The sequence below is a fragment of the Nocardia sp. NBC_00403 genome (genome assembly GCF_036046055.1).
Lineage (GTDB): Bacteria > Actinomycetota > Actinomycetes > Mycobacteriales > Mycobacteriaceae > Nocardia.
The window spans coordinates 2,524,846-2,549,398 of the sequence record NZ_CP107939.1; the positions used below are offsets into that span (position 1 = coordinate 2,524,846).

Annotated in this window: 28 protein-coding genes; 16 read left to right on the forward strand and 12 right to left on the reverse strand. The window is 66.4% G+C overall.

Annotated features, from left to right (window positions below; translation table 11 throughout):
• Positions 1-10: 10 nt before the first annotated feature.
• Together OHQ90_RS11015 and OHQ90_RS11020 are read right to left on the reverse strand one after the other, a co-directional pair.
• A complete protein-coding gene (locus tag OHQ90_RS11015; RefSeq protein ID WP_328409702.1) occupies positions 11-1,819 on the reverse strand; it encodes an acetyl/propionyl/methylcrotonyl-CoA carboxylase subunit alpha in 1,809 nt (602 codons plus the stop codon).
• Between the two features lie 155 nt (positions 1,820-1,974).
• Positions 1,975-2,889 carry a sulfurtransferase gene (locus OHQ90_RS11020; RefSeq protein WP_328409703.1) on the reverse strand — a complete coding sequence of 305 codons (915 nt, stop codon included), beginning with the start codon at positions 2,887-2,889 and terminating at the stop codon, positions 1,975-1,977.
• Positions 2,890-3,055: 166 nt separating this feature from the next.
• Here OHQ90_RS11020 and OHQ90_RS11025 point away from each other — a divergent pair, with 166 nt between their 5' ends.
• A complete protein-coding gene (locus OHQ90_RS11025) occupies positions 3,056-3,868 on the forward strand; it encodes a helix-turn-helix transcriptional regulator (RefSeq protein WP_328409704.1) in 813 nt (270 codons plus the stop codon).
• Here the strand turns inward: OHQ90_RS11025 and OHQ90_RS11030 are convergent.
• From OHQ90_RS11030 to OHQ90_RS11040, 3 genes are all read right to left on the reverse strand, one after another.
• A complete protein-coding gene (locus OHQ90_RS11030) occupies positions 3,794-4,429 on the reverse strand; it encodes a Maf family protein (RefSeq protein WP_328409706.1) in 636 nt (211 codons plus the stop codon). The genes OHQ90_RS11025 and OHQ90_RS11030 overlap by 75 nt on opposite strands.
• 78 nt (positions 4,430-4,507) lie before the next feature.
• Positions 4,508-4,834, reverse strand: a complete 327-nt coding sequence (locus OHQ90_RS11035) for an acyl-CoA carboxylase subunit epsilon (protein ID WP_328409708.1) — start codon at positions 4,832-4,834, stop codon at positions 4,508-4,510.
• A gap of 139 nt (positions 4,835-4,973) precedes the next feature.
• Positions 4,974-6,614 carry an acyl-CoA carboxylase subunit beta gene (locus tag OHQ90_RS11040; RefSeq protein WP_328409710.1) on the reverse strand — a complete coding sequence of 547 codons (1,641 nt, stop codon included), beginning with the start codon at positions 6,612-6,614 and terminating at the stop codon, positions 4,974-4,976.
• A 216-nt stretch (positions 6,615-6,830) separates the two neighbouring features.
• Here OHQ90_RS11040 and OHQ90_RS11045 point away from each other — a divergent pair, with 216 nt between their 5' ends.
• Both OHQ90_RS11045 and OHQ90_RS11050 read left to right on the forward strand, forming a co-directional pair.
• Entirely contained in the window at positions 6,831-7,019 is a 189-nt protein-coding gene (locus OHQ90_RS11045) for a hypothetical protein (protein ID WP_328409712.1), read from the forward strand.
• Positions 7,020-7,104: 85 nt separating this feature from the next.
• Positions 7,105-7,905 (forward strand): biotin--[acetyl-CoA-carboxylase] ligase, encoded by an 801-nt coding sequence (locus OHQ90_RS11050; RefSeq protein WP_328409714.1) that lies wholly within the window; start codon positions 7,105-7,107, stop codon positions 7,903-7,905.
• A 54-nt stretch (positions 7,906-7,959) separates the two neighbouring features.
• Here the strand turns inward: OHQ90_RS11050 and OHQ90_RS11055 are convergent, their stop codons facing one another.
• On the reverse strand, positions 7,960-8,913 hold the full coding sequence (locus OHQ90_RS11055; protein ID WP_328409716.1) for an acyl-ACP desaturase: 954 nt from the start codon (positions 8,911-8,913) through the stop codon (positions 7,960-7,962).
• Positions 8,914-9,118: 205 nt separating this feature from the next.
• On the opposite strand from OHQ90_RS11055, the gene OHQ90_RS11060 reads away from it, so the two are divergent.
• The 3 genes from OHQ90_RS11060 to OHQ90_RS11070 are packed head-to-tail and all read left to right on the forward strand — an operon-like array spanning position 9,119 to position 11,703.
• Positions 9,119-9,676 (forward strand): PH domain-containing protein, encoded by a 558-nt coding sequence (locus OHQ90_RS11060; protein ID WP_328409718.1) that lies wholly within the window; start codon positions 9,119-9,121, stop codon positions 9,674-9,676.
• Positions 9,677-9,716: 40 nt separating this feature from the next.
• Positions 9,717-10,394 (forward strand): response regulator transcription factor, encoded by a 678-nt coding sequence (locus tag OHQ90_RS11065; RefSeq protein ID WP_328409720.1) that lies wholly within the window; start codon positions 9,717-9,719, stop codon positions 10,392-10,394.
• A 1-nt stretch (position 10,395) separates the two neighbouring features.
• Positions 10,396-11,703 carry an ATP-binding protein gene (locus OHQ90_RS11070; RefSeq protein WP_328409722.1) on the forward strand — a complete coding sequence of 436 codons (1,308 nt, stop codon included), beginning with the start codon at positions 10,396-10,398 and terminating at the stop codon, positions 11,701-11,703.
• 1 nt (position 11,704) lies between these two features.
• Here OHQ90_RS11070 and OHQ90_RS11075 read toward each other — a convergent pair whose 3' ends face one another.
• The gene (locus OHQ90_RS11075; protein ID WP_328409724.1) at positions 11,705-12,247 is read right to left on the reverse strand and encodes a GtrA family protein; all 543 of its coding nucleotides are present in this window, start codon (positions 12,245-12,247) and stop codon (positions 11,705-11,707) included.
• 232 nt (positions 12,248-12,479) lie between these two features.
• On the opposite strand from OHQ90_RS11075, the gene OHQ90_RS11080 reads away from it, so the two are divergent.
• The 6 genes from OHQ90_RS11080 (at position 12,480) to OHQ90_RS11105 (ending at position 17,815) form a co-directional block, all read left to right on the forward strand.
• Positions 12,480-13,655: a 5-(carboxyamino)imidazole ribonucleotide synthase gene (locus OHQ90_RS11080; protein ID WP_328409725.1), complete on the forward strand. Its 1,176-nt coding sequence runs from the start codon at positions 12,480-12,482 to the stop codon at positions 13,653-13,655.
• On the forward strand, positions 13,645-14,148 hold the full coding sequence (purE, locus tag OHQ90_RS11085) for a 5-(carboxyamino)imidazole ribonucleotide mutase (protein ID WP_328409727.1): 504 nt from the start codon (positions 13,645-13,647) through the stop codon (positions 14,146-14,148). Before OHQ90_RS11080 ends, purE begins: the two co-directional genes overlap by 11 nt.
• A 30-nt stretch (positions 14,149-14,178) precedes the next feature.
• Positions 14,179-14,841, forward strand: a complete 663-nt coding sequence (locus tag OHQ90_RS11090; RefSeq protein ID WP_328409729.1) for a TetR/AcrR family transcriptional regulator — start codon at positions 14,179-14,181, stop codon at positions 14,839-14,841.
• Between the two features lie 170 nt (positions 14,842-15,011).
• Positions 15,012-16,172, forward strand: coding sequence for an acyl-CoA dehydrogenase (locus OHQ90_RS11095; protein ID WP_328409731.1), 1,161 nt, complete (start codon positions 15,012-15,014; stop codon positions 16,170-16,172).
• A 390-nt stretch (positions 16,173-16,562) separates the two neighbouring features.
• Positions 16,563-17,387, forward strand: coding sequence for a DUF6875 domain-containing protein (locus tag OHQ90_RS11100; RefSeq protein WP_328409733.1), 825 nt, complete (start codon positions 16,563-16,565; stop codon positions 17,385-17,387).
• A 14-nt stretch (positions 17,388-17,401) separates the two neighbouring features.
• Positions 17,402-17,815, forward strand: coding sequence for a hypothetical protein (locus tag OHQ90_RS11105; protein WP_328409735.1), 414 nt, complete (start codon positions 17,402-17,404; stop codon positions 17,813-17,815).
• Positions 17,816-17,878: 63 nt separating this feature from the next.
• Here OHQ90_RS11105 and OHQ90_RS11110 read toward each other — a convergent pair whose 3' ends face one another.
• Both OHQ90_RS11110 and OHQ90_RS11115 read right to left on the reverse strand, forming a co-directional pair.
• On the reverse strand, positions 17,879-18,163 hold the full coding sequence (locus OHQ90_RS11110) for a GNAT family N-acetyltransferase (RefSeq protein ID WP_328409737.1): 285 nt from the start codon (positions 18,161-18,163) through the stop codon (positions 17,879-17,881).
• 64 nt (positions 18,164-18,227) lie between these two features.
• On the reverse strand, positions 18,228-19,586 hold the full coding sequence (locus OHQ90_RS11115) for an FAD-binding oxidoreductase (RefSeq protein WP_328409738.1): 1,359 nt from the start codon (positions 19,584-19,586) through the stop codon (positions 18,228-18,230).
• 231 nt (positions 19,587-19,817) lie between these two features.
• Between OHQ90_RS11115 and OHQ90_RS11120 the strand changes: the two genes are divergently transcribed.
• Entirely contained in the window at positions 19,818-20,129 is a 312-nt protein-coding gene (locus OHQ90_RS11120) for a hypothetical protein (RefSeq protein ID WP_328409739.1), read from the forward strand.
• Positions 20,130-20,200: 71 nt separating this feature from the next.
• Positions 20,201-20,683 (forward strand): GtrA family protein, encoded by a 483-nt coding sequence (locus OHQ90_RS11125; RefSeq protein ID WP_328409741.1) that lies wholly within the window; start codon positions 20,201-20,203, stop codon positions 20,681-20,683.
• A gap of 7 nt (positions 20,684-20,690) precedes the next feature.
• Here OHQ90_RS11125 and OHQ90_RS11130 read toward each other — a convergent pair whose 3' ends face one another.
• The 3 genes from OHQ90_RS11130 to OHQ90_RS11140 are packed head-to-tail and all read right to left on the reverse strand — an operon-like array spanning position 20,691 to position 22,663.
• A complete protein-coding gene (locus OHQ90_RS11130) occupies positions 20,691-21,329 on the reverse strand; it encodes a Type 1 glutamine amidotransferase-like domain-containing protein (RefSeq protein WP_328409743.1) in 639 nt (212 codons plus the stop codon).
• Positions 21,330-21,335: 6 nt separating this feature from the next.
• Positions 21,336-22,175, reverse strand: a complete 840-nt coding sequence (locus OHQ90_RS11135; protein ID WP_328409744.1) for a maleylpyruvate isomerase family mycothiol-dependent enzyme — start codon at positions 22,173-22,175, stop codon at positions 21,336-21,338.
• Entirely contained in the window at positions 22,172-22,663 is a 492-nt protein-coding gene (locus tag OHQ90_RS11140; protein ID WP_328409746.1) for an HIT family protein, read from the reverse strand. Before OHQ90_RS11140 ends, OHQ90_RS11135 begins: the two co-directional genes overlap by 4 nt.
• Before the next feature lie 405 nt (positions 22,664-23,068).
• On the opposite strand from OHQ90_RS11140, the gene OHQ90_RS11145 reads away from it, so the two are divergent.
• Together OHQ90_RS11145 and OHQ90_RS11150 are read left to right on the forward strand one after the other, a co-directional pair.
• Positions 23,069-24,187: a Re/Si-specific NAD(P)(+) transhydrogenase subunit alpha gene (locus OHQ90_RS11145; RefSeq protein ID WP_328409748.1), complete on the forward strand. Its 1,119-nt coding sequence runs from the start codon at positions 23,069-23,071 to the stop codon at positions 24,185-24,187.
• Positions 24,187-24,537, forward strand: a complete 351-nt coding sequence (locus tag OHQ90_RS11150) for an NAD(P) transhydrogenase subunit alpha (RefSeq protein WP_328409749.1) — start codon at positions 24,187-24,189, stop codon at positions 24,535-24,537. The genes OHQ90_RS11145 and OHQ90_RS11150 overlap by 1 nt, the downstream gene beginning before the upstream one ends.
• Positions 24,538-24,553: the final 16 nt, after the last annotated feature.

Genomic DNA, 24,553 nt, shown 5'->3' on the forward strand with positions numbered 1-24,553 from the left:
GCGCAGCCGTTTACTTGATCTCGGCGAGCACAGTGCCCTGGGTGATGGCGGCGCCCGCCTCGACCGAAAGACCGGTGACGACGCCTGCCTTGTGCGCGTTGACCGGGTTCTCCATCTTCATGGCCTCGAGCACCACGATCAGGTCGCCCGCCTCGACGGACTGGCCTTCCTCGACCGCGACCTTGACCACGGTGCCCTGCATGGGCGCAGTGACCGCGTCACCGGAGGCCGCACCGGCACCGGCGCCACCACGCTTGCGCGGCTTGGGCTTCTTGCGCACCACACCGGCGCCGTTGCCCCCGGTCGAGCCACCGCCACTGCCACCGAGGCTGAACTGACCGGGCAGCGACACCTCGACGCGACGCCCACCGACCTCGACGACGACCTTCTGCCGCGGCAGCTCCTCGTCCTCATCGGCAGCGGCGCCACCCGGGGTGAACGGCTCGACGTTATTGACCCACTCGGTTTCGATCCACTTGGTGTAGACGTCGAACTTCTCGCCGTCGCCGACGAACGCCGGGTCTTCGACGATCGCGCGGTGGAACGGGATGACGGTGGCAAGACCGTCGACATGGAACTCGGCAAGCGCGCGCCGCGCCCGCTGCAGCGCCTGGGTGCGGTTCTCGCCGGTGACGATCAGCTTGGCCAGCATCGAGTCGAACTGTCCACCGATCACGCTGCCTTCGACCACGCCGGAGTCCACGCGCACGCCGGGGCCGCTCGGCTCCTTGTACACCGAGACCGGGCCGGGCGCCGGCAGGAAGCCGCGACCGGCATCCTCACCGTTGATGCGGAACTCGAAAGAGTGGCCACGCGGTGCCGGATCTTCCTCGAGCTCCAGCTCTTCGCCGTTGGCGATGCGGAACTGCTGGCGCACCAGGTCGATACCTGCGGTCTCCTCGGTGACCGGGTGCTCGACCTGCAGACGGGTGTTCACTTCGAGGAACGAGACGGTGTCGCCCTGCACCAGGTACTCGACGGTGCCCGCACCGTAGTAGCCGGCCTCCTTGCAGATGGCCTTGGCGGAGGCGTGGATCCGCGCCCGCTGGTCGTCGGTGAGGAACGGGGCCGGAGCCTCCTCGACCAGCTTCTGGAAGCGACGCTGCAGCGAGCAGTCACGGGTGCCCGCTACGACCACGTTGCCGTGCTGATCGGCGATGACCTGCGCCTCGACGTGGCGGGCCTTGTCGAGGTACTGCTCGACGAAGCACTCGCCGCGTCCGAAGGCGGCGACCGCCTCGCGGGTCGCCGACGCGAACAGTTCGGGGATCTCCTCGATGGAGTACGCGACCTTCATGCCGCGGCCACCACCACCGAAGGCGGCCTTGATCGCGACCGGCACGCCGTACTGCTTGGCGAACTCGACGATCTCGTCGGCGTTCTTGACCGGGTCCTTGGTGCCCGCGGCCATCGGCGCGTTCGCGCGCTCGGCGATGTGGCGCGCGGTTACCTTGTCACCGAGGTCGCGGATCGACTGGGGCGACGGGCCGATCCAGATGAGCCCGGCGTCGATGACGGCCTGGGCGAAGTCGGCGTTCTCGGAGAGGAATCCGTAGCCGGGGTGAATGGCGTCGGCGCCGGACTTGGCCGCCGCGTCGAGGATCTTGTCGAACACGAGGTACGACTCGGCCGAGGTCTGACCGCCGAGGGCGAAGGCCTCGTCGGCGAGCTTCACGAATGGGGCGTCGGCGTCCGGCTCCGCGTACACCGCGACGCTGCCGATTCCGGCATCTTTGGCCGCCCGGATCACGCGCACGGCGATCTCGCCTCGGTTAGCTACGAGTACCTTCGTTATCCGCGCGCTGGCATGGCTGGGCACTGAGCCTCCTGTGTGCAATCTTTTGGTCGCCCCGTGGTCGATCAAACTTACGTCTCGGGCGAGTGTAGGCAGTCTGCCAACAGACACTGCACTCGGATAGCCCTACTGAACAGTAGGTCGCACATCACACCAGGGCGTCGGGTGTGGCGTAGGCCTTATCTGCCGCGGGTCTTACGTGATGTACCGGCCGGAGCCTCGCCTGGTTCAGCTCCCTTGGCAATCGGCATTCGTACCGAGTTGCCCCATTCGGTCCACGAGCCATCGTAATTGCGCACCGTGCCGAATCCGAGCAGGAACGTCAGTGCGAACCAGGTATGGCTGGACCGCTCGCCGACCCGGCTGTAAACGATCAGCTCGTCTGGTGCGGCCAGCGCGCCGTAGACCTCGTCGAGTTCGGTGCGGGAACGGAATCGGCCGTCGGAATTGAAAGTCTCGGTCCACGGGATATTCACAGCGGTCGGGATATGTCCACCCCGCAGCGCGGCATCCTCGGGATTGATCGGTGGCTGGATGAGTTCGCCGGAGTATTCCTCCGGGGAGCGCACGTCGATCAGCGGCCTGCCGAGGTGGCCGAGCACGTCCTCGCGGAAGGCGCGCGCGGTGCTGTCGTCGCGGCGCACGGTGGGGTATTCGCTGCGCGTGAGATATGGCAGATCGAAGGTGGTGTCGCGTTCCTCGGAAATCCAAGCGTCGCGTCCGCCGTCCAGCAGCCTGACATCCTCGTGCCCGAAGAGTGTGAACAGCCACGCGGTGTGCGCCGCCTGCGCATTGCCCCGGTCTCCGTAGATCACCACCGTGTCGTCGCGCTCGATTCCTTTTGCGCGCATAAGCTCGGTAAAACGGACACCGTCGATATAGTCACGAGTGACCGGATCATTCAGGTCGCCACGCCAGTCGATCTTGGTGGCGCCGGGTACGTGTCCGATGTCGTAGAGCAGTATGTCCTCGTTGGACTCGACGATCTCGAGTCCGCGGGTGCCCAGGTTTGCCGACAGCCACTCCGTGGTTACCAGTCGGTGAGGCTGAGCGTAGGAACCGAATGAGGGATGAGGGTCCTTGGCAACGGGCACGGTCTGGGTCCTTCACGCGTGGTAGACGGTGGTTACAGCGGTTCGGGTCTCACAGCGATGGTAGGTGTGAGGCGATAGTGACTCTCGTTTCAGATCACAAATCGGCTTAATGGGCGAATAAATCGCACCCACATCCGATAAAGTCTCCCAGGAGGAGGGGTGAGCTATGTCCGATTCTTGGCCGCGGCGGCGACTGCTCGCGATCCTACGTGGCGCCAGTGAGCCGCTCGACGCCCAGGAACTGGCCAGAATCACCGGACAGCACGTCACCACGGTTCGGTTTCATCTGGACGTGCTCACCAAGGAATCCCTGGTGCGGCAATTCCAGCAGCCACCCCGTGGCCGCGGGCGCCCGCGTATCGGATACAGCGCGGTGCAGCGATCGGTCGGCTATCAGGAACTCGCGCAGGTACTCGCCGACCAGCTCGGCCCCGATCCGCGACGTCGTTCGGAGGCGGCCATCGCCGCCGGGCGTGCATGGGGCGCCAAGCTGGATGTCGGTGACCAGCACATCGAAACGCTGGAGGAGGCCAAAGACCTCGCGATGACGCTGCTTTCGGAGCTCGGCTTCGCGCCGGAACGCGAACAGGCCACCGATGCCGACGAGCAGGCGCCGATCAGACTGACGGCCTGCCCACTGCGCGAACTCGCGCGCACGCACTCCGAGGTGGTGTGCGGAGTGCATCTGGGCCTGATCAAAGAGGTGCTCGATCGTGGCGGGGACCGCGGTGCGGTGAATGTGCGGCTGCACCCGTTCGTCGAGCCGGAGCTCTGTGTGGTGCGACTGGAGCTCATGGCGCAGGAGATGCGACGGGAGCCCGACACCGGCCGGGACGCGCCCGTGGTTGCGACGACGGTGCCGGTCGGTGCCGAGGCCGCCGCCGGGCCGCGGATCGCGACACCGTCAGCGGGCCGCGTGGCCCCACAACTGCGCAATGCCGATCCCAATGTCGCCAAGCAGTCGGCGCAGCAGTGGTAGACCGATCCCGATCACGCTGGACGGATCGCCGTCGATGCGATCGACGAACCAGCCGCCTCTGCCATCGAGGGTGAACGCACCCGCCACCTGGAGTGGCTCACCGGTCGCGATGTAGGCGTCCAGTTCCTCGGGTTCGGGCTTGGCGAAATGCACTGTAGTGGAACTGCAGTCGACAGCCTCGGCGACCACCGCTCCGTCCCGCATGCGCAGGACGCAATGTCCGGTGATGAGATCCGCACTCCGCCCGGCCATCTCGGCCCAACGGGTCCGTGCGACCTCGGGAGTGTGTGGCTTGCCCTGTAGTTCGCCATTGACCAGCAGCATCGAATCGCAGCCGACCACCACACAATCGGTGGCGAATTCGGGAATCACGGCGGCAACCGACATGGCCTTCGCCCTGGCCAGCTCGACCACGACGACCTGCGGTCGCGTGTTGTCCGGCAGCGCCGCGGCGACGGCGTCCTCGTCCACATCCGACACTCGCACGATCGGGTCGATGCCCGCCGAGCGCAGCACTTCGCGGCGGGCGGGCGAGGCGGACGCGAGAACCAGCCGGGTCACGACCGCGCTCCGTTGCGTTCGGTCGCGACATGCTTCGATGCGGTGGTGTCGATGGTCGGCTCGGTGCGTCGATGCACGTCAGTCGCGCAGGTGCGACAGCTGTGGGAAAGCGTAGGGCGAGAACGGTGAACTGCCGCGATGCATGAAAGTTGGTCGGCCCCAGTTGTCGGCCGGGCCGGTCGAGCGGGCGGCGGCGCTGTTGGCGGCCGCGGTCAGCACGCAGACCAGTGCCGCGACCTCCTCGTCGCTCGGCGAACCCTTGACGATGCGAATGAACGGCTGTCCGCCCGATTCGGCGGCCGGAGCGACCAGATCCACGGCCACCTCGATCTCGTCGGTGATCGGGTCGACTGTGAGCTCCAGTTCGACGGCGGTCAACACATCTTCCTCTGCCACGGTCGTCACAGTGCCAGATCCTTTCTCTATATCGGTCGGGCCTATTCCCCAACTCGATGTCGAACCGATGAAATGATCTTCCTCTGGAAGCGACTGAATTGCAGCTCTATCATCCAGTGTGCGCGGCCCTTGACGGTTTATCGCTTCATCACAGCGGAATGTTGCCGTGTTTCTTCGGCGGCAAGGTGACCATTTTGCGCTCGAGCAGGCGCAGCGCGGAGACGATCTGACCGCGGGTGTGCGAGGGCGGGATGACCGCGTCCACATAGCCGCGCTCGGCGGCGATGTAGGGGTTCACCAAAGTGTCCTCGTACTCGTTCTGCAGCTCGAGCCGCAGCGCATCGACGTCGTTTCCGTTCTTGGCGGCCTCTTGCAGCTGCTTGCGATAGACGAAGCCGACGGCGCCGGAGGCGCCCATCACGGCGATCTGAGCAGTCGGCCAGGCCAGGTTCACATCGGCGCCCATGTGCTTGGAACCCATGACGTCGTAGGCGCCGCCGTAAGCCTTACGAGTGATGATCGTGATCTTTCCCACAGTGGCCTCGCCGTAGGCGTAGAGCAGCTTCGCGCCACGCCGGATGATGCCGTTGTATTCCTGGCCGGTGCCGGGCAGGAAGCCCGGCACATCCACCAGAGTGATGATCGGGACGTTGAAGGCGTCGCAGGTGCGCACGAAGCGCGCGGCCTTCTCGGAGGCGTCGATGTCGAGGCAGCCCGCGAACTGGGTGGGCTGGTTGGCCACGATGCCGACGCTGCGGCCGTCGACGCGTCCGAAACCGCAGATGACGTTCATCGCACGCTCGGCCTGCACCTCGAGGAACTCGTCGTCGTCGAGCAGGCGACGGATGACCTCGTGCATGTCGTAGGGCTGGTTCGGCGAGTCCGGGATGATCGTGTCCAGTTCGCGGTCCTCGTCGGTGAGCGAGTCCTCGATGGCGCCGTCGATCGGGTCGGTCGGCGCCGTGCGCGGCGCCTCGGCGCGGTTGTTGCTCGGCAGGTAGGACAGCAGATCCTTGACGTAGTCGAGCGCGTCCTGCTCGCCGGAGGCGACGTAGTGCGCCACACCGGACTTGGTCATGTGCGTGTGCGCGCCGCCGAGGTCCTCCATGGTGACGTCTTCGCCGGTGACCGTCTTGATGACGTCGGGGCCGGTGACGAACATCTGGCTGGTGCCGTCGACCATGACCACGAAGTCGGTGAGCGCGGGGGAGTACACGTGACCACCCGCGGCCGGGCCCATGATCAGCGAGATCTGCGGGATCACGCCGGAGGCCTGGATATTGCGGTGGAAAATCTCGCCGTAGAGGCCGAGGGAGACGACGCCCTCTTGGATACGCGCGCCGGCGCCTTCGTTGATACCGACGAGCGGGCGGCCGGTCTTCAGCGCCAGATCCATCACCTTGACGATCTTCTCGCCGTAGACCTCGCCGAGGCTGCCGCCGAACACGGTGACGTCCTGGCTGAAGATGCAGACGTCGCGGCCGTCGATGGTGCCGTAGCCGGTGACGACACCGTCGCCGAGCGGACGGTTGTTCTCCAGGCCGAAGTTCACGCTGCGGTGGCGGGCCAGCGCGTCGAGCTCGACGAAGGAGCCCTCGTCGAGCAGCGCGAGGATGCGCTCGCGGGCGGTCATCTTGCCCTTGGCGTGCACCTTGTCGACTGCGGCCTCACCCATCGGGTGTTTGGCTTCGTCCAGCCGATTCCGCAGGTCAGCCAGCTTCCCAGCGGTGGTGTGGATATCGGGGGAGCCCGCCGATTCCGAGGAGGGCTGCTGCTGGACACTCGTCATGGCTCCGGAGTGTAACGAGTACCAGTGGCTTGTACGAAACGAGTACCGGCTACCAGTGAGTAGAAAACCGCAGCTAGATCACGTTGCGTTGTGACATCGGACAGAAAATTCCTGGTCGATTACCGCGTTTCCCTACAAGAAAATAATTGGTGCCGCGTGTGGATGCCCAGATAGCCTGAAGGCGTCCGGTTTTCGGCTCAGGGGAGGAGCAAAACAATGTGGGAATGGGGTAGGACCGTCGCCGAATATGCCACCGCGGCGACGTGGACGAGCTGGCAGACCACGCCTCCGCAACCGACCGTCGTCGACCCGGAATTCTGGGCCGAGGCGGACGAAGGGGAAGGCGACGAGGCGAATATCTCCGGTATGCGAGCACCGATTCGCGAGTACGACCTCGTCTGCTGACCGCAGTATGCGTCGGCTTACCTCGATGGTGACGGCTCCGCCGACCTATCGGGGTAAGCCGATCGGCACCGAGTAGCCTGCCGATGTGCACAGGCCACCGTTGGATGCAGAACAGTTGCGGCGCAGTCTCACCGACTCGCCCGAGCTGTCGTTCTTCTCCCGCATCGATGTGCTGGAGTCGACCGGGTCCACCAATGCCGACCTGATTGCGCGAGCCGGAGAGCCGGATGCGGATCGCAGCGTGCTCCTGGCGGAAACTCAGGAGCACGGCCGCGGCAGGCATGCCAGATCCTGGGTGAGCCCGCCACGGGCGCAGCTGTCGATGTCGCTGTTGGTGCGCTTGCCCGGTGTTGCCCCGGCGGCACTCGGCTGGCTGCCGCTGCTCACCGGGGTCGTGGTGGTCGATGCGTTGCGCTCGACGTCGGGCGTGGCCGCAACTCTCAAGTGGCCCAACGATGTATTGATCGACGGCCGTAAGGTCGCGGGCATTCTGGCCGAGGTCGCGGCGGGCGACGGCGCACCCACCGTGGTGATCGGCATCGGCCTGAATGTGAGCCTCACCGAGGCGGAACTGCCGGTGCCGCACGCCACTTCACTGACGCTGGCCGGTGCCGCCGACACCGACCGCACGCTGCTGGTGCGGTCGCTGCTCACCGAATTCGCTCGACGCTTCACGGCGTGGCAGGACGCGAACTGGGCGACAACCGATCTGATCGCCGCCTACCGGGAGCGGTGTTCCACGCTGGGCGCGCGGGTGCGCGCGGAGCTGCCCGGCGGGCAAACGCTGACCGGCACGGCCACCGACGTCGACGCCACCGGGCGCTTGTTGATCGGCGATCAGGCGGTGTCCGCAGGCGACGTCACCCACCTGCGCGCCGAGGCCTGAGCCTTCCGTCCCACTGTGGGACCCCGGCTTTCGCCGGGGCCGCGAACAGTGAACTCACACCGGCTGCATGATGCCTTTGGCGGCTTCCCGCGCGAACATTCGATCGCGCTGCTCCTCGAACTTGAGTACATCGCCCGCCAGCTTCTCCAGGTATTCGCCGAGCCATTCCCTCGCGGCCTCGCCGCGCGGACCGAAGTCGTTGCGCTCGAAGATGTTCCACTTCTTCAGCACCGGCTGCACCACTTCCTCGAGGTGCTGGCGCAGGTCGTAGATGCCGTGCTTGGCCATCAGCACGCCGTTGCGGCGGAAGTTCGGCATGCCGTGGCCGGGCATGACGAAATTGGCGAGGATCCCGGTGATCGCCTCCATGGCCTGGTCGGGGACCAGATCCAGGCCCGCGCCGCACAGGTTGCGGTAGAAGATCATGTGCAGGTTCTCGTCGGTGGCGATGCGCTGCAGCATGCGGTCGGCGATCGGGTCGTTGCAGACCCGGCCGGTGTTGCGGTGGCTGACCCGGGTGGCCAATTCCTGGAAGGTCACATACGCGACGTTCACCAGGAACCCGCTCCAGTACTCGGGGGAGTGCACACCCTTGGTCATATGGATCATCCTGGCCTCTTCGAGCGCGACCGGGTCCACGCCGCGGGTGACGACCAGGTAGTCGCGCATGACGATGCCGTGCCGGTTCTCCTCGGCGGTCCAGCGGCCGACCCAGGTGCCCCATGCGCCGTCGGCGGAGAAGTGCTCGGAGATCTCGCGGTGGTAGGAGGGCAGATTGTCCTCGGTGAGCAAATTGGTGATCATCGCGGCCTTGGCGACCTCGTTCAGCTTGGACTGCTCCGGCGCCCAGTCCTTCCCGCCCATCGCCGCGAAGTTGCGGCCCTCGTCCCACGGGACATAGTCGTGCGGATGCCAATCCTTCGCCATCGACAGGTGCCGGTTCAGGTTCGCTTCGGCTACCGGTTCGAGTTCGGTCAGGATTTCCAGCTGACTCAGATTCTTGGTCACTGACGCCTCCACGGTCGTATCGACAGTTTGTCTAGCAGGACTTGGCTTTTCCGCAGGTAGAGCGTTCAGAGCTAGGTCGAGCGGACATCACTTGAGCGAACGGGAGAATCTCGGGCGCGACGGGGGCTGTGCGAGGTGACGATTGTGCATGACGGCGCGCCCCGGTGTCCAGGCATTCTGCAGTCTGCCACGGTAGGGTTCCGGCATGGGTTATCCGGAGGAGGTGCTCGCGCCGGACGAGCAGTTGATACTCCATCGTCATCCGCATTGGAAAATGCTGTTCTGGCCGGCGGTGACGTTGATCGTTGCCACCGCGGTGGCCGGTTTTCTCGGTGGCCTCGCCTGGCGGAACACCGAAGCCACCACGCGGTCGATCCTGCTCGGCGTCATCCTGGTCGCCTGGCTCGGCATCCTCGGATGGCGTTGTGTCGCACCGGTTCTGAGTTGGAAATCGACCCATTTCATCGTGACCGACCGACGGGTCCTCATTCGTCAGGGCGTGATCACGCACACCGGCATCGATATTCCGATGAGTCGTATCTCCAGCGTGCAGTTCCGGCACGGTCTTTTCGACCGGCTGCTCGGCACCGGCACGCTGATCATCGGCTCTTCCTCGGAAGAACCACTCGAATACGACGACATCCCGCAGGTGCAACAGGTGCATGCGCTGCTATATCGCCAGGCGTTCGAGGAGTCGCAGGACCATGGGGACCGGTGGGACGATCGCGGTCGCCACGGCACACCCGGCGGCGGCTACCGATGAGATGCCCGGTCGCTGTCGCGCCGATCCGTAATCTGGGGTCATGACCGCTGTACTCCTGGCCGAAGACGACGAGGCCATTGCCGCGCCGCTGTCCCGAGCCCTTGGGCGCGAGGGGTATTCGGTGACGGTCGAGCGCTTCGGGCCCGCCGTGCTGAAGCGCGCGTTGGAGGGCAACCACGATCTGCTCATCCTCGACCTCGGCCTGCCCGGTATGGACGGGCTGGAGGTGTGCCGCCAGGTACGCGCTCGCGGCGCGGATCTGGCCGTGCTGATGCTCACCGCGCGCACCGACGAGGTGGATTTCGTCGTCGGACTCGATGCGGGCGCCGACGACTACGTCGGCAAACCGTTCCGCCTCGCCGAGCTGTTGGCTCGCGTGCGAGCCTTGTTGCGGCGCAGCGGAATCGGTGACGACGTCGTCGAGGTCGGCGGTATCAGGCTGGAGCCCGCAGCCCGCAGGGTGCTGGTGAACGGCGTCGAGATCGGTTTGGCCAACAAGGAATACGAACTGCTCAAGGTGCTGATCGATCGCGCAGGCCAGGTGGTGCCGCGCGAGACCATCCTGCGGGAGGTCTGGGGCGACGCCGAGCTGCGCGGTTCCAAGACCTTGGACATGCACATGTCGTGGCTGCGTCGCAAGATCGGCGACGAGGGCCCGATGGCCGAGCGGCGCATCGTCACCGTCCGTGGCGTCGGCTTCCGGCTGAACACCGACTGACATGCGCCGCAGAATTCTGCGATCCATCCTCACGGTGCTGACCATCACCACGGTGGTGCTCGGCGTTCCGCTGATCTACACCGCCTGGCTGTGGGTCGAGGACATCACCCGCAACGATCTGCAGAGCAGGCTGGAGCGGATCGCCGCGGAGGTCATCGTGCAGGAGCACGGCGACGGCATGGTGACCAACCAGTTCGACGAGCGATCGGTGGGCCCGCTCGTCCCCGCGGGCGGCAGGCTGACCATCGTCTATCCGGCCCCCAAGGACAACGCCTCGCGCCTGGACATCGGCGTGGACCGGGTCTCCGACCCGCTGGTGGAGTCGCTGTCGATGGGAACCGCGGGCTCGCTGCGCCTGGAGGTGCCGTCGGGGCCGATGCACGTCAGGCAGCGACAGGCCGTTGCCGTGGTGGCGCTTGCGGTGCTCGCTTCGCTCGGTGCGGCGGTGTCGGTCGCGATGGTCACCGCGGGCCGGGTGGCCGATCCGCTGCGCGACGTGGCGGCACGGGCCGCACGGCTGGCCAAGGGCGACTTCCGGCCCGATCCGCGCAGGCACGGCATTTCCGAACTCGACCGGGTCTCCGATGTGCTCGACTCGGCCACTGTCGAGATCGCGGGCCGGCTGCAACGCGAGCATGCCTTGGTCGCGGACGTGTCGCATCAGCTGCGCAGCCGGTTGACCGCGGTGCGGCTGCGCTTGGACGAGTTGTCCGCCCACACCGATCCCGATGTCGTGCACGAGGCCGAGGAGGCGATGGCGCAGGTCGACCGGCTGACCGAGGCGATCGACGACCTGGTCCGCGCGTCGCGGGACGAGGACGCGGCGGACCGTGATCCGGTGCCGGTGATGGCCGAGTTGCGCGGTGTCGTCACCGAATGGACGCACCCGTTCAGCGAGGCGGGCCGGACGTTGTCGCTGATCGGTGACGAGTCGCTGTGCGCGCCGATCACCGGGTCGCGGTTGCGCGAGGCGGTCGCGGTGCTCGTCGACAACGCCCTCATGCACGGCGGCGGCACCTGCACGGTGTCGGTGCGCACGGTGCGCCCAGGGCGAGATCGGGAGCCGCTGGTGTGTGTCGAAGTGGCCGACGAGGGCGAAGGTGTGCGTGACGAACTCGCGCCGCACATCTTCGATCGGGGATTCTCGGCAGGCGGATCGACCGGTGTCGGGTTGGCCTTGGCGCGGGCGCTGATCGAGGCCGACGGCGGGCGCTTGGAGTTGCAGCGGCGCAGGCCCGCATTATTCGCGGTGTTCCTCGGGGCGACCACGCCCATCCGGTCGGCGAGCGGAGTGCCCGAACCGCGCTGAATCAGCTGTGGCCGAGCTGCTCTTCCTCGAGCAGATCCTCGAATTCCTCGACGATCTCCTGCATTTCGTCGGGGAAAACCCAGCGGCGCATTGCCCAGAAGCGGAAGGCCATCTGTAGCAGATTGCCGATGATGAAGGCGCTGATGAAGTCCGCGATGTTCTCGACGGTGAAACTCACCTCGGGCTGGCGCAGATCGAAGACATAGCTCGACACCCACAGCGGCAGGAAGGCGAGCACGACGCCGACACCGCTGACACCGAAGAACAGCAGCGCCTCGTGATGGCGCTCACGCCCGCCGCGATTCTTGAACGACCATTCGCGGTTGAGGATGTAGGACGCGATCACGGCGATGACACCGGAAATGATCTTGGCGGTGACCGGCTTGGTATCCAGGACCGTCCACTTCAGCGCATAGAAAATGCCGCTGTCGATCACGAAAGTGGTAGCGCCGACGATGGCGAATTTGATCAGCTCATGGTGGCGGTACGCGATCTCCCGCAGCGGTTGGGGGAGGACGTTGACCACGTCGTCGACGAATGACACAAGGCCCGAGTGTACCGGTAGCGGTTATTCGGGCTCGACGTGACAAGATTGTCAGACGTGAGGGAGCGAACCATCGACACAGCAGCCCGGCTCATGACGGAGCCGAGCGTCAGCGAGGCGCAGTCGTGAGCGAGCGCAGCGAGCGAACCCTGGATGCGGCGCGCGGGCGCACGACGGAGCCGAGCGTCAGCGAGGCGCAGTCGTGAGCCCACGTTCCTTTGATCCGTCTGTCATGCCCACCGTCACCATGATCGGTGGCGGCCAACTTGCGCGCATGACCCACCAGGCGGCCATTGCCCTGGGGCAGCGTCTACGCGTGCTCGCCGAGCGCCAGGACGATCCGGCTGCGCAGGTGAGCCCGGAGGTCGTGCTCGGCAGCCACACCGATCTGGCTGCGCTGCGCAAGGCCGCTGTCGGCTCGCACGCGCTGACCTTCGACCACGAGCACGTGCCGACCGCCCACCTGGAGGCGCTGGTCGCCGAGGGCGTGAATGTGCAGCCGCCGCCGCAGGCGTTGATCTACGCGCAGGACAAGCTGGCCATGCGCACCAAGTTGTCCGAGCTGGGGCTGCCGGTGCCCGCGTTCACGCCGGTGACCACGGCGGCCGACGCGGTGCGCTTCGGTGCCGAGCACGGCTGGCCGATGGTGCTCAAGGCGGTGCGTGGTGGCTACGACGGCCGCGGTGTCTGGATGCCCGAGACGGCGGCGGAGGCAGAGGCGATCGTCGATGACCAGCTCGTGCACGGGGTGCACTTGCTCGCCGAGGCTCGGGTGGACCTGAAGCGGGAACTGTCGGCCATGGTGGCGCGCTCTCCCTACGGTCAGGCGGCGACCTGGCCGGTGGTGGAGACGGTGCAGCGCAACGGACAGTGCGCGGTGGTGATCGCACCCGCGCAGGAGCTCGCGGAGGATCTGGCGGCCGAGGCGGAGACGCTGGCACTGAACCTCGCGAAGGCACTCGGGGTGGTCGGCGCCATGGCCGTCGAACTGTTCGAGACCCACGACGGCGCCCTGCTGGTGAACGAATTGGCCATGCGCCCGCACAACTCCGGGCACTGGGGCATGGACGGCGCCCGCACCGGCCAGTTCGAACAACACCTGCGCGCCGTGCTCGACTATCCGCTCGGCGATACCAGCCCGCTGGCCCCGGTCACCGTGATGGCGAATATTCTCGGCGCCCCCGAGGCGCCGACGATGTCGATGGACGAGCGTCTGCACCATCTGTTCGCGCGGATGCCCGATGCGAAGGTGCACCTGTACGGCAAGGGTGAACGCGAGGACCGCAAGATCGGGCATATCAACGTGCTCGGCGACGACGTCGCGGTGGTGCGGGAAAAGGCTGAGCGCGCGGCACGGTGGATGTCGCACGCGATGTGGACCGACGGATGGGATCCCCATGGCGAATGAACCGCAAGTAGGCCTGATCATGGGCAGCGACTCCGATTGGCCGACCATGGAGGCCGCGGCGGAAGCCTTGGCGGAGTTCGGTATTCGCTTCGAGGTCGGCGTCGTTTCCGCGCACCGCACGCCCCAGCGCATGCTCGACTACGCCCGTGACGCGGCGGGCCGCGGTCTTCGGGTCATCATCGCGGGCGCGGGCGGCGCGGCCCACCTGCCCGGCATGGTCGCTTCGGCGACCCCGCTCCCGGTGATCGGCGTCCCTGTCCCCTTGAAGTACCTCGACGGCATGGACTCCCTGCTGTCGATCGTCCAGATGCCTGCAGGCGTCCCGGTGGCCACCGTCTCCATCGGCGGCGCCCGCAATGCCGGGCTGCTCGCTGTCCGCATCCTCGCCGCCGCCGACCCGGCCCTGCGGGCCCGCATGGCACAGTTCCAGGCCGGTCTGGAAGAGATGGTCCTGCAGAAGGACGAGGCACTGCGCACCAAGCTGCTCGGGTAGTCGGTCGACCCGCCTGACTACGGTGGTCCGGTGGCAAACGACGACGATACGGCCAGGTTCCGGCTGACGGTGGTTGATCATGCTCTGCGGCTGTTCGCTGAGCAGGGGTACGAGGCGACGTCGGTGGACGAGATCGCCGAGGCGGCGGGGATTTCGCGGCGGACGTTCTTTCGGCAGTTCCGGTCGAAGGAAGACGTGATCTTCGCCGATCACGAGTCGCAGTTGGCGCAGGCGGCGGAGTTCCTCGCCGCCGCACAGGGGGATCCTTGGGAGGCGGTGGGTGCCGCGGTGGTCCAGGTGTTCGAGCGGTTCACGCAGTGGCGGGAGATCGCGGAGCGGCGGTATCGAGTGGTGCGGCGGGTGCCCGCGCTGCGCGAGCGGGAGATCGTGACGGTGTTCCGTTACGAGCGGCTGTTCACGGACTATCTGCGGGAGCGGTTGCCCGAGGTGCCTGATCTGATGCGGGTGCAGTTCGCGGCGACGGTCACGGCGACGCACAACTATCTCTTGCGGCGGATGGTCCGTGGGGAGTCCGACGCGGGCGCCGTGGACCTGCGGGTGGAGCTGGCGGCGATTCCCCGGGGTGCGGGGCGTGCGACGGGCGCCGAGGACATGGTGATCGCGGTGTTTCCGCGTGACATGCCGCCGCGACAGGTCGCCGATCTCGTGACCCGCCGGCTGAGTAATCTGTGATGGGAATCACGGTATGTAAATGATGACACTCAGTGCCATCAGATAGCTGCACTTGGCGCGGAGCTGGGGCGTATACTCGACAATAATCTGGCACTGAGTGCCGAGGAGCTGGACGTCCCGTATTGCTTCGGGACGCAGTGATCACGACCGACGACCAGGAGTGTGCCCCCATGGCGGGAAACCCCGATTTCGACCTGTTCAAGCTCGAGGACTTCCACGACGAGCTGCGCGCGGCCATCCGCGGGCTCGCGGAGAAGGAAATCGCCCCGTACGCCAAGGACGTCGATGCCAACTCCCGCTTCCCCGAGGAGGCGCTGACCGCGCTCAACGCCTCGGGTTTCAATGCGGTGCACGTGCCGGAGGCCTACGGCGGCCAGGGTGCGGACTCGGTCGCGACCTGCATCGTGATCGAAGAGGTTGCGCGCGTTTGTGGTTCGTCGTCGCTGATCCCGGCCGTCAACAAGCTCGGAACCATGGGCTTGATCCTCAACGGTTCCGAGGAACTCAAGCAGAAGGTGCTGTCGGACATCGTCGACGGCGAAATGGCCTCCTATGCGCTGTCGGAGCGTGAGGCGGGCTCCGATGCCGCGAGCATGCGCACCCGTGCCAAGCAGGACGGCGACGACTGGGTGCTCAACGGCTCCAAGTGCTGGATCACCAACGGCGGCAAGTCTTCCTGGTACACCGTCATGGCGGTCACCGACGCGGACAAGGGTGCCAACGGCATCTCGGCATTCCTGGTGCACAAGGACGACGAGGGCTTCGTGGTCGGCCCGCTCGAGCACAAGCTCGGCATCAAGGGCTCGCCCACCGCGGAGTTGTACTTCGAGAACTGCCGGGTGCCGGGTGACCGCATCGTCGGCGAGCCGGGCACTGGCTTCAAGACCGCGCTGCAGACTCTCGATCACACCCGTCCCACCATCGGCGCGCAGGCCGTCGGCCTCGCGCAGGGCGCCCTGGACGCCGCGATCGCCTACACCAAGGACCGCAAGCAGTTCGGCACCGCTATCGCCGACTTCCAGAACACCCAGTTCATGCTCGCTGACATGGCGATGAAGATCGAGGCGGCCCGCCTCATGGTCTACACCTCGGCCGCCCGCGCCGAGCGTGGTGAGAAGAACCTCGGCTTCATCTCCGCGGCCGCCAAGTGCTTCGCCTCCGACGTGGCCATGGAGGTCACCACCAACGCCGTTCAGCTCTTCGGCGGCGCGGGCTACACCACCGACTTCCCGGTCGAGCGGATGATGCGCGACGCCAAGATCACGCAAATCTATGAGGGCACCAACCAGGTCCAGCGCGTCGTGATGTCGCGCGCGCTGCTGCGTGGCTGAGTAGCCGCATTCATTGGGGGTGGCCCGGGGCGTTCGCCTCGGGCCGCCCTGTTTTTCGGGACATGATCCCCCATCGAAATAATTTCGACGCCGATCGGTTGCCGACTTGTATCCTCGGCAAGAGCTATTTGAAACATATTCGGAGCACGGATAGTTCGAAACCGAATTCGGACCGGTCGCGCTGATTTGCGCTTGAAGCAATCGCGATGTTTGGTCGCGCTGACGGAAAGGCGCCATCTATCTATATCGCCGCAGGTCCGGGTGGCGTTATCAGTTCTTTCACTTGATTATGCGTCCCGGCTGCCTCGGAAATTTTTCTATCCAAATACCTAGTAAAAACTTGTAGGACAGGTGCAGACTGGACCTCGTGACGTGAGACGAGGTGAATTTATGACAAAGATCGTTATCGGACCGCGGTCGGGGATGAATTGGATCCAGCTGTCCACTGGCGAAATTGCATGCCCGTTCGCGAGGTCCACCATGGATGTCGTCAAGACCTGGGCACAAGGTCATTTGACCGTGACGCATCCTGAGCCCGGTCGCGACGGCCCGGTGTGCCCCTCTGTCGGGCCATCCTTCCGCAGCGATCTGATGTGGGTCGGCCGAATATCCGGCACGCTGCCGCGGCCGTCGTTCGTTCGATCGGTGCTATTGGACGCGATGGAGCTGCTCCCCACCCTGCCGCCCACCGAAGGCCCCGCGGCGGTGCTGCGCACGCTGCTCACCGTGCTGCCGGACGTGCGGGACTACGCCCTGATCGATGACCTGCACGACGAGCTCAGGTCGGCATTTGTCGAACGCGGCACGATGCTCGGGCAGTTCTATCCGGGATGCGACCAGCCCGGCCTGTGGAACAGGAACCGCCCGCTCGACGCTCCGATTCCGATATTTGTCGTGCGCAGCATGGTGGCCACCGATTTTCCGTTCCTGCTGGAGCGGCCGGAGTGGATGGCGGCCTACGTCAATAAGTTCGCGCCCGCGCTGCCCGCCTACGTGCGGGAGACGGTGGTGAGCCGGTTGACCGCAAGTTCGAGCACCGATGTCCTGACGTGCCAGTTCGAGGCAGCGCCTGCCGCCGGATCCGACGGCAGCACGACGGTGGTGGACCGGCCGGCAACGGACCGGACAGTGACGTCCAGCAGGGCGTCGGACAGCAGGACCAATGGCAGGGCCAACGGCAAATCCGTGTCCACTGGGCCGAGACCGGCCTCCTGACCGGAGAAACTGCTATGACGCTCGGATCTTCGATCGCGGCGGCCGCACTGGTAGATGGGCTCGGCTCCGCCGACTCGGAGACGGCGGTGCGGGACCTCGAATATTTCCTCGACGATGAGCGGCGGCTGCACAATGGCGTGCACGGGCCGGAGGTTCCCACACTGCGATTGCTGTCCGATGTGCTCGACACCGGGCAGCGCGCGGCCGGTCCAGCAGCCCCTGCGGTGGTGTGCGGTGCTCGCCCGCTGACCGACGGGGAACTGGACCGACTGTCGAATCGCTTGGCACACGGACTGATCGAATCGGGTGCGGGCCCGGGGGTCGTGGCATCTACGGCCTGCAATCACCCGGTGTTGCGGACGGCAAACCGGCCGCCGGTCCGCTGGCCGAGCGCGCGGCCCGGTACAGCCCGCAGGGCCTCGAGGTGATCGGTCCGATCCTCGCGCGGTATCTGCGGGGGAGTAGGCGTCGGCCGTCGGCCGCGCCGGGAACTAGGCGACCAGGTCGGCGTATTCGCGATGCTCGGCGATGTACTTCTCGACATACCAGCAGGTGGGGATGACCGTGAAGCCCGCACCGCGCGACTCGTTCAGCGCGTACTCGACCACCTGGGCGGCCACGCCGCGGCCGCGGAATTCGGGGAAGGTCATGGTGTGGTGGAAGTCGCGGACCTTGGTGTCCTCGGCCTCGGCGTAGTCGGCGTACCCGGCGAGGGTGTCGTCGATATAGATCTCGAAGCGGGTATCGGCGGCGTTGTGCTCGAGCCTGGTGGTCATGATCTGGTGAAACTCCTTCTCGGCCGGGAATGTTCCTGCGGCTGTGGTGTGGGTCTGGCCTGGTCTACAGAATCGAGCCGGGATTGAGAATGCCATGCGGGTCGAGCGCGTCCTTGATACGCCGGGTCAGCGCCATCACGTCGGGGCCGAGCTGATCGGGCAGCCACGCCTTCTTCAGCCTGCCGACTCCGTGCTCGCCGGTGATGGTGCCGCCGAGCGCGATCGCCAGATTCATGATCTCGCCGAAGGCGCGGTGTGCGCGTTCGGTCATGGCGGCGTCGGTCGGGTCGTGCACGATCAGCGGGTGGGTGTTGCCATCGCCCGCGTGCGCGATCACCGAGATGATCACGTCGTTGTGTGCCGCGATCGCCGCGACGCCGTTGATCAGGTCACCGAGGCGCGGCAGCGGCACTCCGACGTCCTCCAGCAGCAGCGGTCCCAGCCGCTCCACCGCCGGAATGGCGAAACGTCGTGCGGCGGTGAAGGCTTCGCCCTCCTCGGGGTCCTCGGTGTGGAAGACCTCGGTGGCGCCCGCCTGCTCGCACACGGCCACCATGATTTCGGCCTCGTGGCGGGCGAATTCGCCCGGTGCGTCCGAGCGCGCGACCAGCAGGGCCGCCGCGTTGCGGTCCAATCCCATCCGCATCTCGTCCTCGACCGCGTTGATCGCCACCGCGTCCATGAACTCGAGCATGGACGGCCGCAGCTTTCCGGTGATGCCGAGAATGGCATCGGTGGCGGCGGTCAGCGTCGCGAACGAGGCGACCACCGTGCTCTGCGGCGGTTGCGCGGGCAGCAGCCGCAGTGTCAGTTCGGTGATCACGCCGAGGGTGCCCTCGCTGCCGACGAACAATTTGGTCAGCGACAGTCCGGCCGAGTCCTTGAGTCGGGGACCACCCAGACGCACTACGGTGCCGTCGGCGAGCACCACCTCCATACCGAGCACGTAATCGGTTGTCACGCCGTACTTCACGCAGCACAGACCACCGGCGTTGGTGGCGGCGTTGCCGCCGATCGAACATATCTCGAACGATGAGGGGTCCGGTGGATACCACAGTCCTTCCTCGGCGACCGCGCGCTTGACCTCGGCATTGAGCAGTCCGGGCTGCACCACCGCGGTGCGGGTGACCGGGTCGATGGCGATGGCACGCATGCGCTCGGTGCTCAGCACGATGCCACCCTCGACGGCCGTCGCGCCGCCGGATAGTCCGGACCCGGCGCCGCGCGGGACCACCGCGATCTTGTGCTCGTGTGCGAAACGCAGCGTCGCGGCGACATCGTCGGTGCTGGTGGCGCGCACGACGGCCAGCGGAACGCCGGCATCGGGCTCGCGCGCCCAGTCCTGTCGATAGCCTTCGAGCAGATCGGCGTCGGTAAGCACCGCACCGTCGGGCAGCCGAGCGATCAGGTCATCCAGTTCCACACAGGTCACGGTATCTGCTCGACCGTGGCCGGACCCGGCGCCGTGCGCTCAGGCAGCGGGCGGCATGTTCGGCCGGCCGGGTTTGCGGCCCGCGCCGTGCCGGGCAGACCTGCGCATCGGCTGGGGCCGGGCCGGCTGGCGGTGGTGCCCTCGCCGGTGGGGAGGGGTGCTCGGGCCCAGTGGTGGTAAGAATCCAGGCGAGGGAGCGTTGGGCGTTTGGAGGAGGCACTGATGCAGGTCGTTTCACCGGACTACCGCGAGCTGGTCGCGGCGATGTTCTCGCACGAGTTCGTCGACGGTGGCATCGATGCGAGCGTGCTGAGCCGAATCCATGCCGGCCAGTTCGGCGAATGGCTCACCGCGCTGGATCGTTCCGGGGTCTTCGACAAAGCGGCGTTGACGACCGTCGCCGAGCAATGGCGGCAAGACCCGCTCGTCCTGCTCGACGCACTGCTGGAGGAGGCCGACGACGTGACTCGCAGGCGCTGTCTGGCCGCGTGGTCGGCGCTCGACCGCCGGCCTCCGCTCACCCGGATCGGCTGATTGCGGCCGTTCGACCTGCCGGTTTGCCCGGCGATCACTTCGTGGACACCTGCCGCTGCCATGCTGGCGGCGTGCCAGGCCTTGCCACGACCACCGACACCGTTGCCGATAGGTTCACCCGCTGGTGCGTCGCCGTTGTCGCGCGCCTGCCCTGGGGCCTGAATGGTCTTGTCGCCCCGACCTTCCTCGGCTTCGCGCTGATCAACGGCTGCACCTTCGGCGTCGACCTGGTGTTGCTGACGGTGTTCCACGGTTGGTGGGGGCTTCCGGTCTGGCTGTCGGTGACGGTGGCCTACGTGTGCGCCTTCGGATTGAGCTTCGTGCTCAATCGCACCTTCAATTTCCATTCGCATGCGCCGGTCGGCAGGCAGGCGGTGGTGTATACGGTGGTTGTCGCGATCAACTATGTCGCGTTCATCCTCGGTGTCGGCAGTGGGCTCACCGCCCTCGGCCTCGAGTACCACCTGTCGAGGCTGCTGGCAGGTGGTTGCGAAGCGGTCTATATGTACAGCGCGATGCGCTGGGTGGTGTTCCGCCGCACGGACGCGCCCTAACGTCCGGCTAGCGCAGCACCTCGGTCTTGTCGCCATCGATAACTACGACATCGTCATCGGCGAGCGCCCAGTGCGCAGTGCCCTCGGCCCGGTAGCGCGCGGCGAGCCGGTTGCCGTAACCGTCCGGGTCCGTCGCGGAGTCGATGTGCGGCACGATCCGGCGATCGACCAATCCCATACCGTCCCACCGGGGTTCGACACCGCAGGTCGGTGCCACTTCGGCGGGATCGTCCATCTCGTCGAGGCCGTGCAGATCCGGGGCCATGATGCACGCCCCCGCGCTGTATCCCGCGTACACGAGCGCGTCGGCGGCCAGTAACTTCCGCAGCGCCAGATCGGCTCCGCTGCGGGCGAATTGGGCGCGCAGCACAAAAGTATTGCCGCCACGTACCCACACCAGTGGGTATTCGGCCAGCGTCCGCTCCAATTCTGTTGCGCGTCCGACGTAATCGCGCAGGTCGAGCGTCTCCGGTGTATAGCCCAGCTTGCGTAGCGGCACCGTGTCGCTGGTGACCGCGCCCGCCCATGCCGCGGGCCAGGCATCACAGGCGTTGGGAATCACCGCAACCCGGCCCGGTTTGCCGACGAGCTCGGCGAGCCGGTCGTAGTGCGCCCCGAATCGGTAGCTCGACAGGAACAGTCGCACCGCGTCTCAGAGCGTGAAGGCCAGATTGTGCACCAGTTGCCGGCCGAGCTGTTCGTCGCCGCTGATGGCGATCGCGTCGAGGTGCTTGTCGGCGGTGGTCCTTCCGCCGCCGAGGCGGACGAAAAGCCCGGAGTCCAAGCGGATCTCGACGTCCGCAGGGGTGTCGAACGCGTCCACGTACGCCGCCCGGCCCGCCACCTGGATGTGCAGCGTCCTGGCCAGCGGGCCGGTCAGCTCGAAGGTGATCCGCGCACCGTCCTGTGCCTTGCCGCGCTTGACGACCACTCGCGGGATCGCACCGGCGAACTCTGCGAACGCCAGTTCGCCGCGCCTGCCGCCCTCCTCGACGGACACGCCGAGCGCGTCGGCGATATCGAATTCGTGCATCCAGCAGTCGAACAGCCGCACCCGCATGAAACGGCCGTAGCTGACCTGGCCGATCGGGGAGGGGGTTTCGGCCTGCCATTCGGGGTCGCCGAGCGCCGCGAGCGCCGCGCGCCTGCGGTCGATGACATCGTGGTAGAGCCCGAGCAGCCGGGGACCCGACAGCGGGCGCAACCGGTCGACCCAGATCTCATTGAGGACGGCGGTCTCGTTGCGCACGTAGGGGAGCGCGCGCACATCGGTCTTCTCCCTGGTCGGATCGTGCGCGGGCGGGCGCTCGCCGAGCAGCCACGATTCGGTGCCGATGACATGGGCGACCACATCGAACACCGTCCAGCCCGGCAGCGCAGACGGTGTACGCCAACGGTCGTCGTCGAGATCCGAGACCAGCGTCGCGATGGCATCCCACTGGTCGGACAGCGTGCCGATCAGCTCGGTCCGGTCCAGGGTCGGGTCGGTCATCGTTGTGGTCCTTTCTCGGCGCGGCCGGTCGGCGCTGCCTCGTCGGTGCTCGGCTCTTCTTCGTTGACCAGTGCCGCGATCCCGCCCTGGATGGCCACGGCGGTGGTCGCGGGGTCATGCGGTCGGCGCAGTAGCAGTCCGGCCGCGAAGCGAAGCTTGTCGCCGTGTCTGCGCGGTATCACGTGCAGATGCACATGCGGCACGGTTTGGAAGGCCGCGGTGCCGTCGTTGAGAACGAGATTGGCGCCGTCGGCGGCCAGGCTGCTGCGGCGAATCGCCAGGGCCAGGCGGTGTCCGGCCCGGAAGATGTGTGCGCCGAGCTCGGCGTCCAGGTCCTCCAGCTCGGTGGCGTGGCGCTTCGGGATCACCAGCGTGTGGCCGCGGGCGATGGGACGGATGTCGAGGAAGGCGCACAGTATGTCGTCCTCGTAGACCTTCGTCGCCGGGGCTTCGCCCGCCGCGATGCGGCAAAAGACGCAGTCGTTCACATCGCCGACCATACGGCGTACGACGAGCGCGGCATACCCCGAATGCGGCATTCGGCATGATGCACGTCACTGTCGGTCGGTGTGTCGAGCCGCTGACCAGTTCTCGAACCTCGGGGTAGGTAAAGGACTTCTATGTACGGTCTTGTCGCGTTCACCTGCGGCGACAACTATCAGAGCGGGTAAGTCCCGATCAATCGCCAGTGCCGGAGGTACCGACCATGTCCGCCCCAACACCCCGAAACCGGCATACCGGCGGAATCCGGCAACAATATGTGACGGGCATCTCAGCTACGCTCACCGCGAGCCGGGTACAGTTGCGAGGATTTGGACGAACTTACTCTGAAGTAACATCGTCCGGCCGTCGTCCGGTTGCTTGAAGCTCAGCACGAGAAGGAAGTCTGACAAGTGGAGACAACGCAGAGCGTAGGCGATCAGTCGCCACGTGGCGCGCGGGTCGGAGTCGTTCGCGAGTCAAACGCGGGCGAACGGCGTGTCGCATTGGTGCCGAAGATCATCCCCAGCCTGCGCAAGCACGGCGTGGACGTGGTGGTCGAATCGGGCGCCGGTCTTGGCGCACTCATTCCCGACGCCGCCTATGTCGAGGCAGGCGCGACGATCGGCGACCCGTGGTCGGCCGAGGTGGTCGTGAAGGTGGCCCCGCCGAGCGACGCCGAGGTGCAGAAGCTGTCCAGCGGACAGACCCTCATCGGCTTCCTCGCCCCGCGCAACGCCGAGAACCAGATCGGTGCGCTGAAGTCCGCTGGGGTGCAGGCCTTCGCGGTCGAGGCCATCCCGCGCATCTCGCGTGCCCAGGTGATGGATGCGCTGTCCTCGCAGGCCAACGTCGCCGGTTATAAGGCTGTGCTGCTCGCGGCGTCGGAATCGACGCGCTTCTTTCCGATGCTCACCACCGCGGCGGGCACCGTGAAGCCCGCAACCGTGCTGGTGCTCGGCGTCGGTGTCGCCGGACTGCAGGCGCTGGCCACGGCCAAGCGCCTCGGCGGCCGCACCACCGGCTACGACGTGCGGCCCGAGGTCGCCGATCAGGTGCGCTCGGTCGGTGCGCAGTGGCTCGACCTCGGCATCGACGCCGCCGGTGAAGGCGGGTACGCCCGCGAGCTCACCGACGAGGAAAAGGCCACCCAGCAGCAGGCTTTGGAAGACGCCATCAAGGGCTTCGACGTAGTGATCACCACCGCGCTCGTGCCCGGCCGCCCGGCACCGCGCCTGGTCACCGCCGCGGCAGTCGAGGGCATGAAGCCCGGCAGCGTGATCGTCGACCTGGCCGGTGAGACCGGCGGCAACTGCGAGCTCACCGAGCCGGGTGAGGTTGTGGTCAAGCACGAGGTCACCATCGCCTCGCCGCTGAACCTGCCCGCCACCATGCCCGAGCACGCCAGCGAGCTGTACTCGAAGAACATTGCGGCACTGCTGGAACTGATGCTGGTCGACGGCAAGATCGCGCCCGACTTCCACGATCAGGTGCTCGCCGATTCCTGCGTGACACGTGAGGGTGATGCCTGATGTACACCGAACTGCTCGCGAACATCGCGATCCTGGTGCTGTCCGGGTTCGTCGGTTTCGCAGTCATCTCCAAGGTGCCCAATACTCTGCACACCCCACTCATGTCGGGCACCAACGCCATTCACGGCATCGTCGTGCTCGGTGCGCTGGTCACCCTCGGCAATGTGCAGGATCCCTCGATCCTGACGCAGATCATTCTGTTCGTCGCCGTCGTGTTCGGAACGCTGAACGTCATCGGTGGTTTCGTAGTCACCGACCGGATGCTCGGCATGTTCAAGGGCAAGAAGGCCACGGGAGCGCAGCCTGCGCAGCGACCCGGGGACTCTGCGCCGGTAAAGGCGGATAAGTGATGCACACCTTCGACAA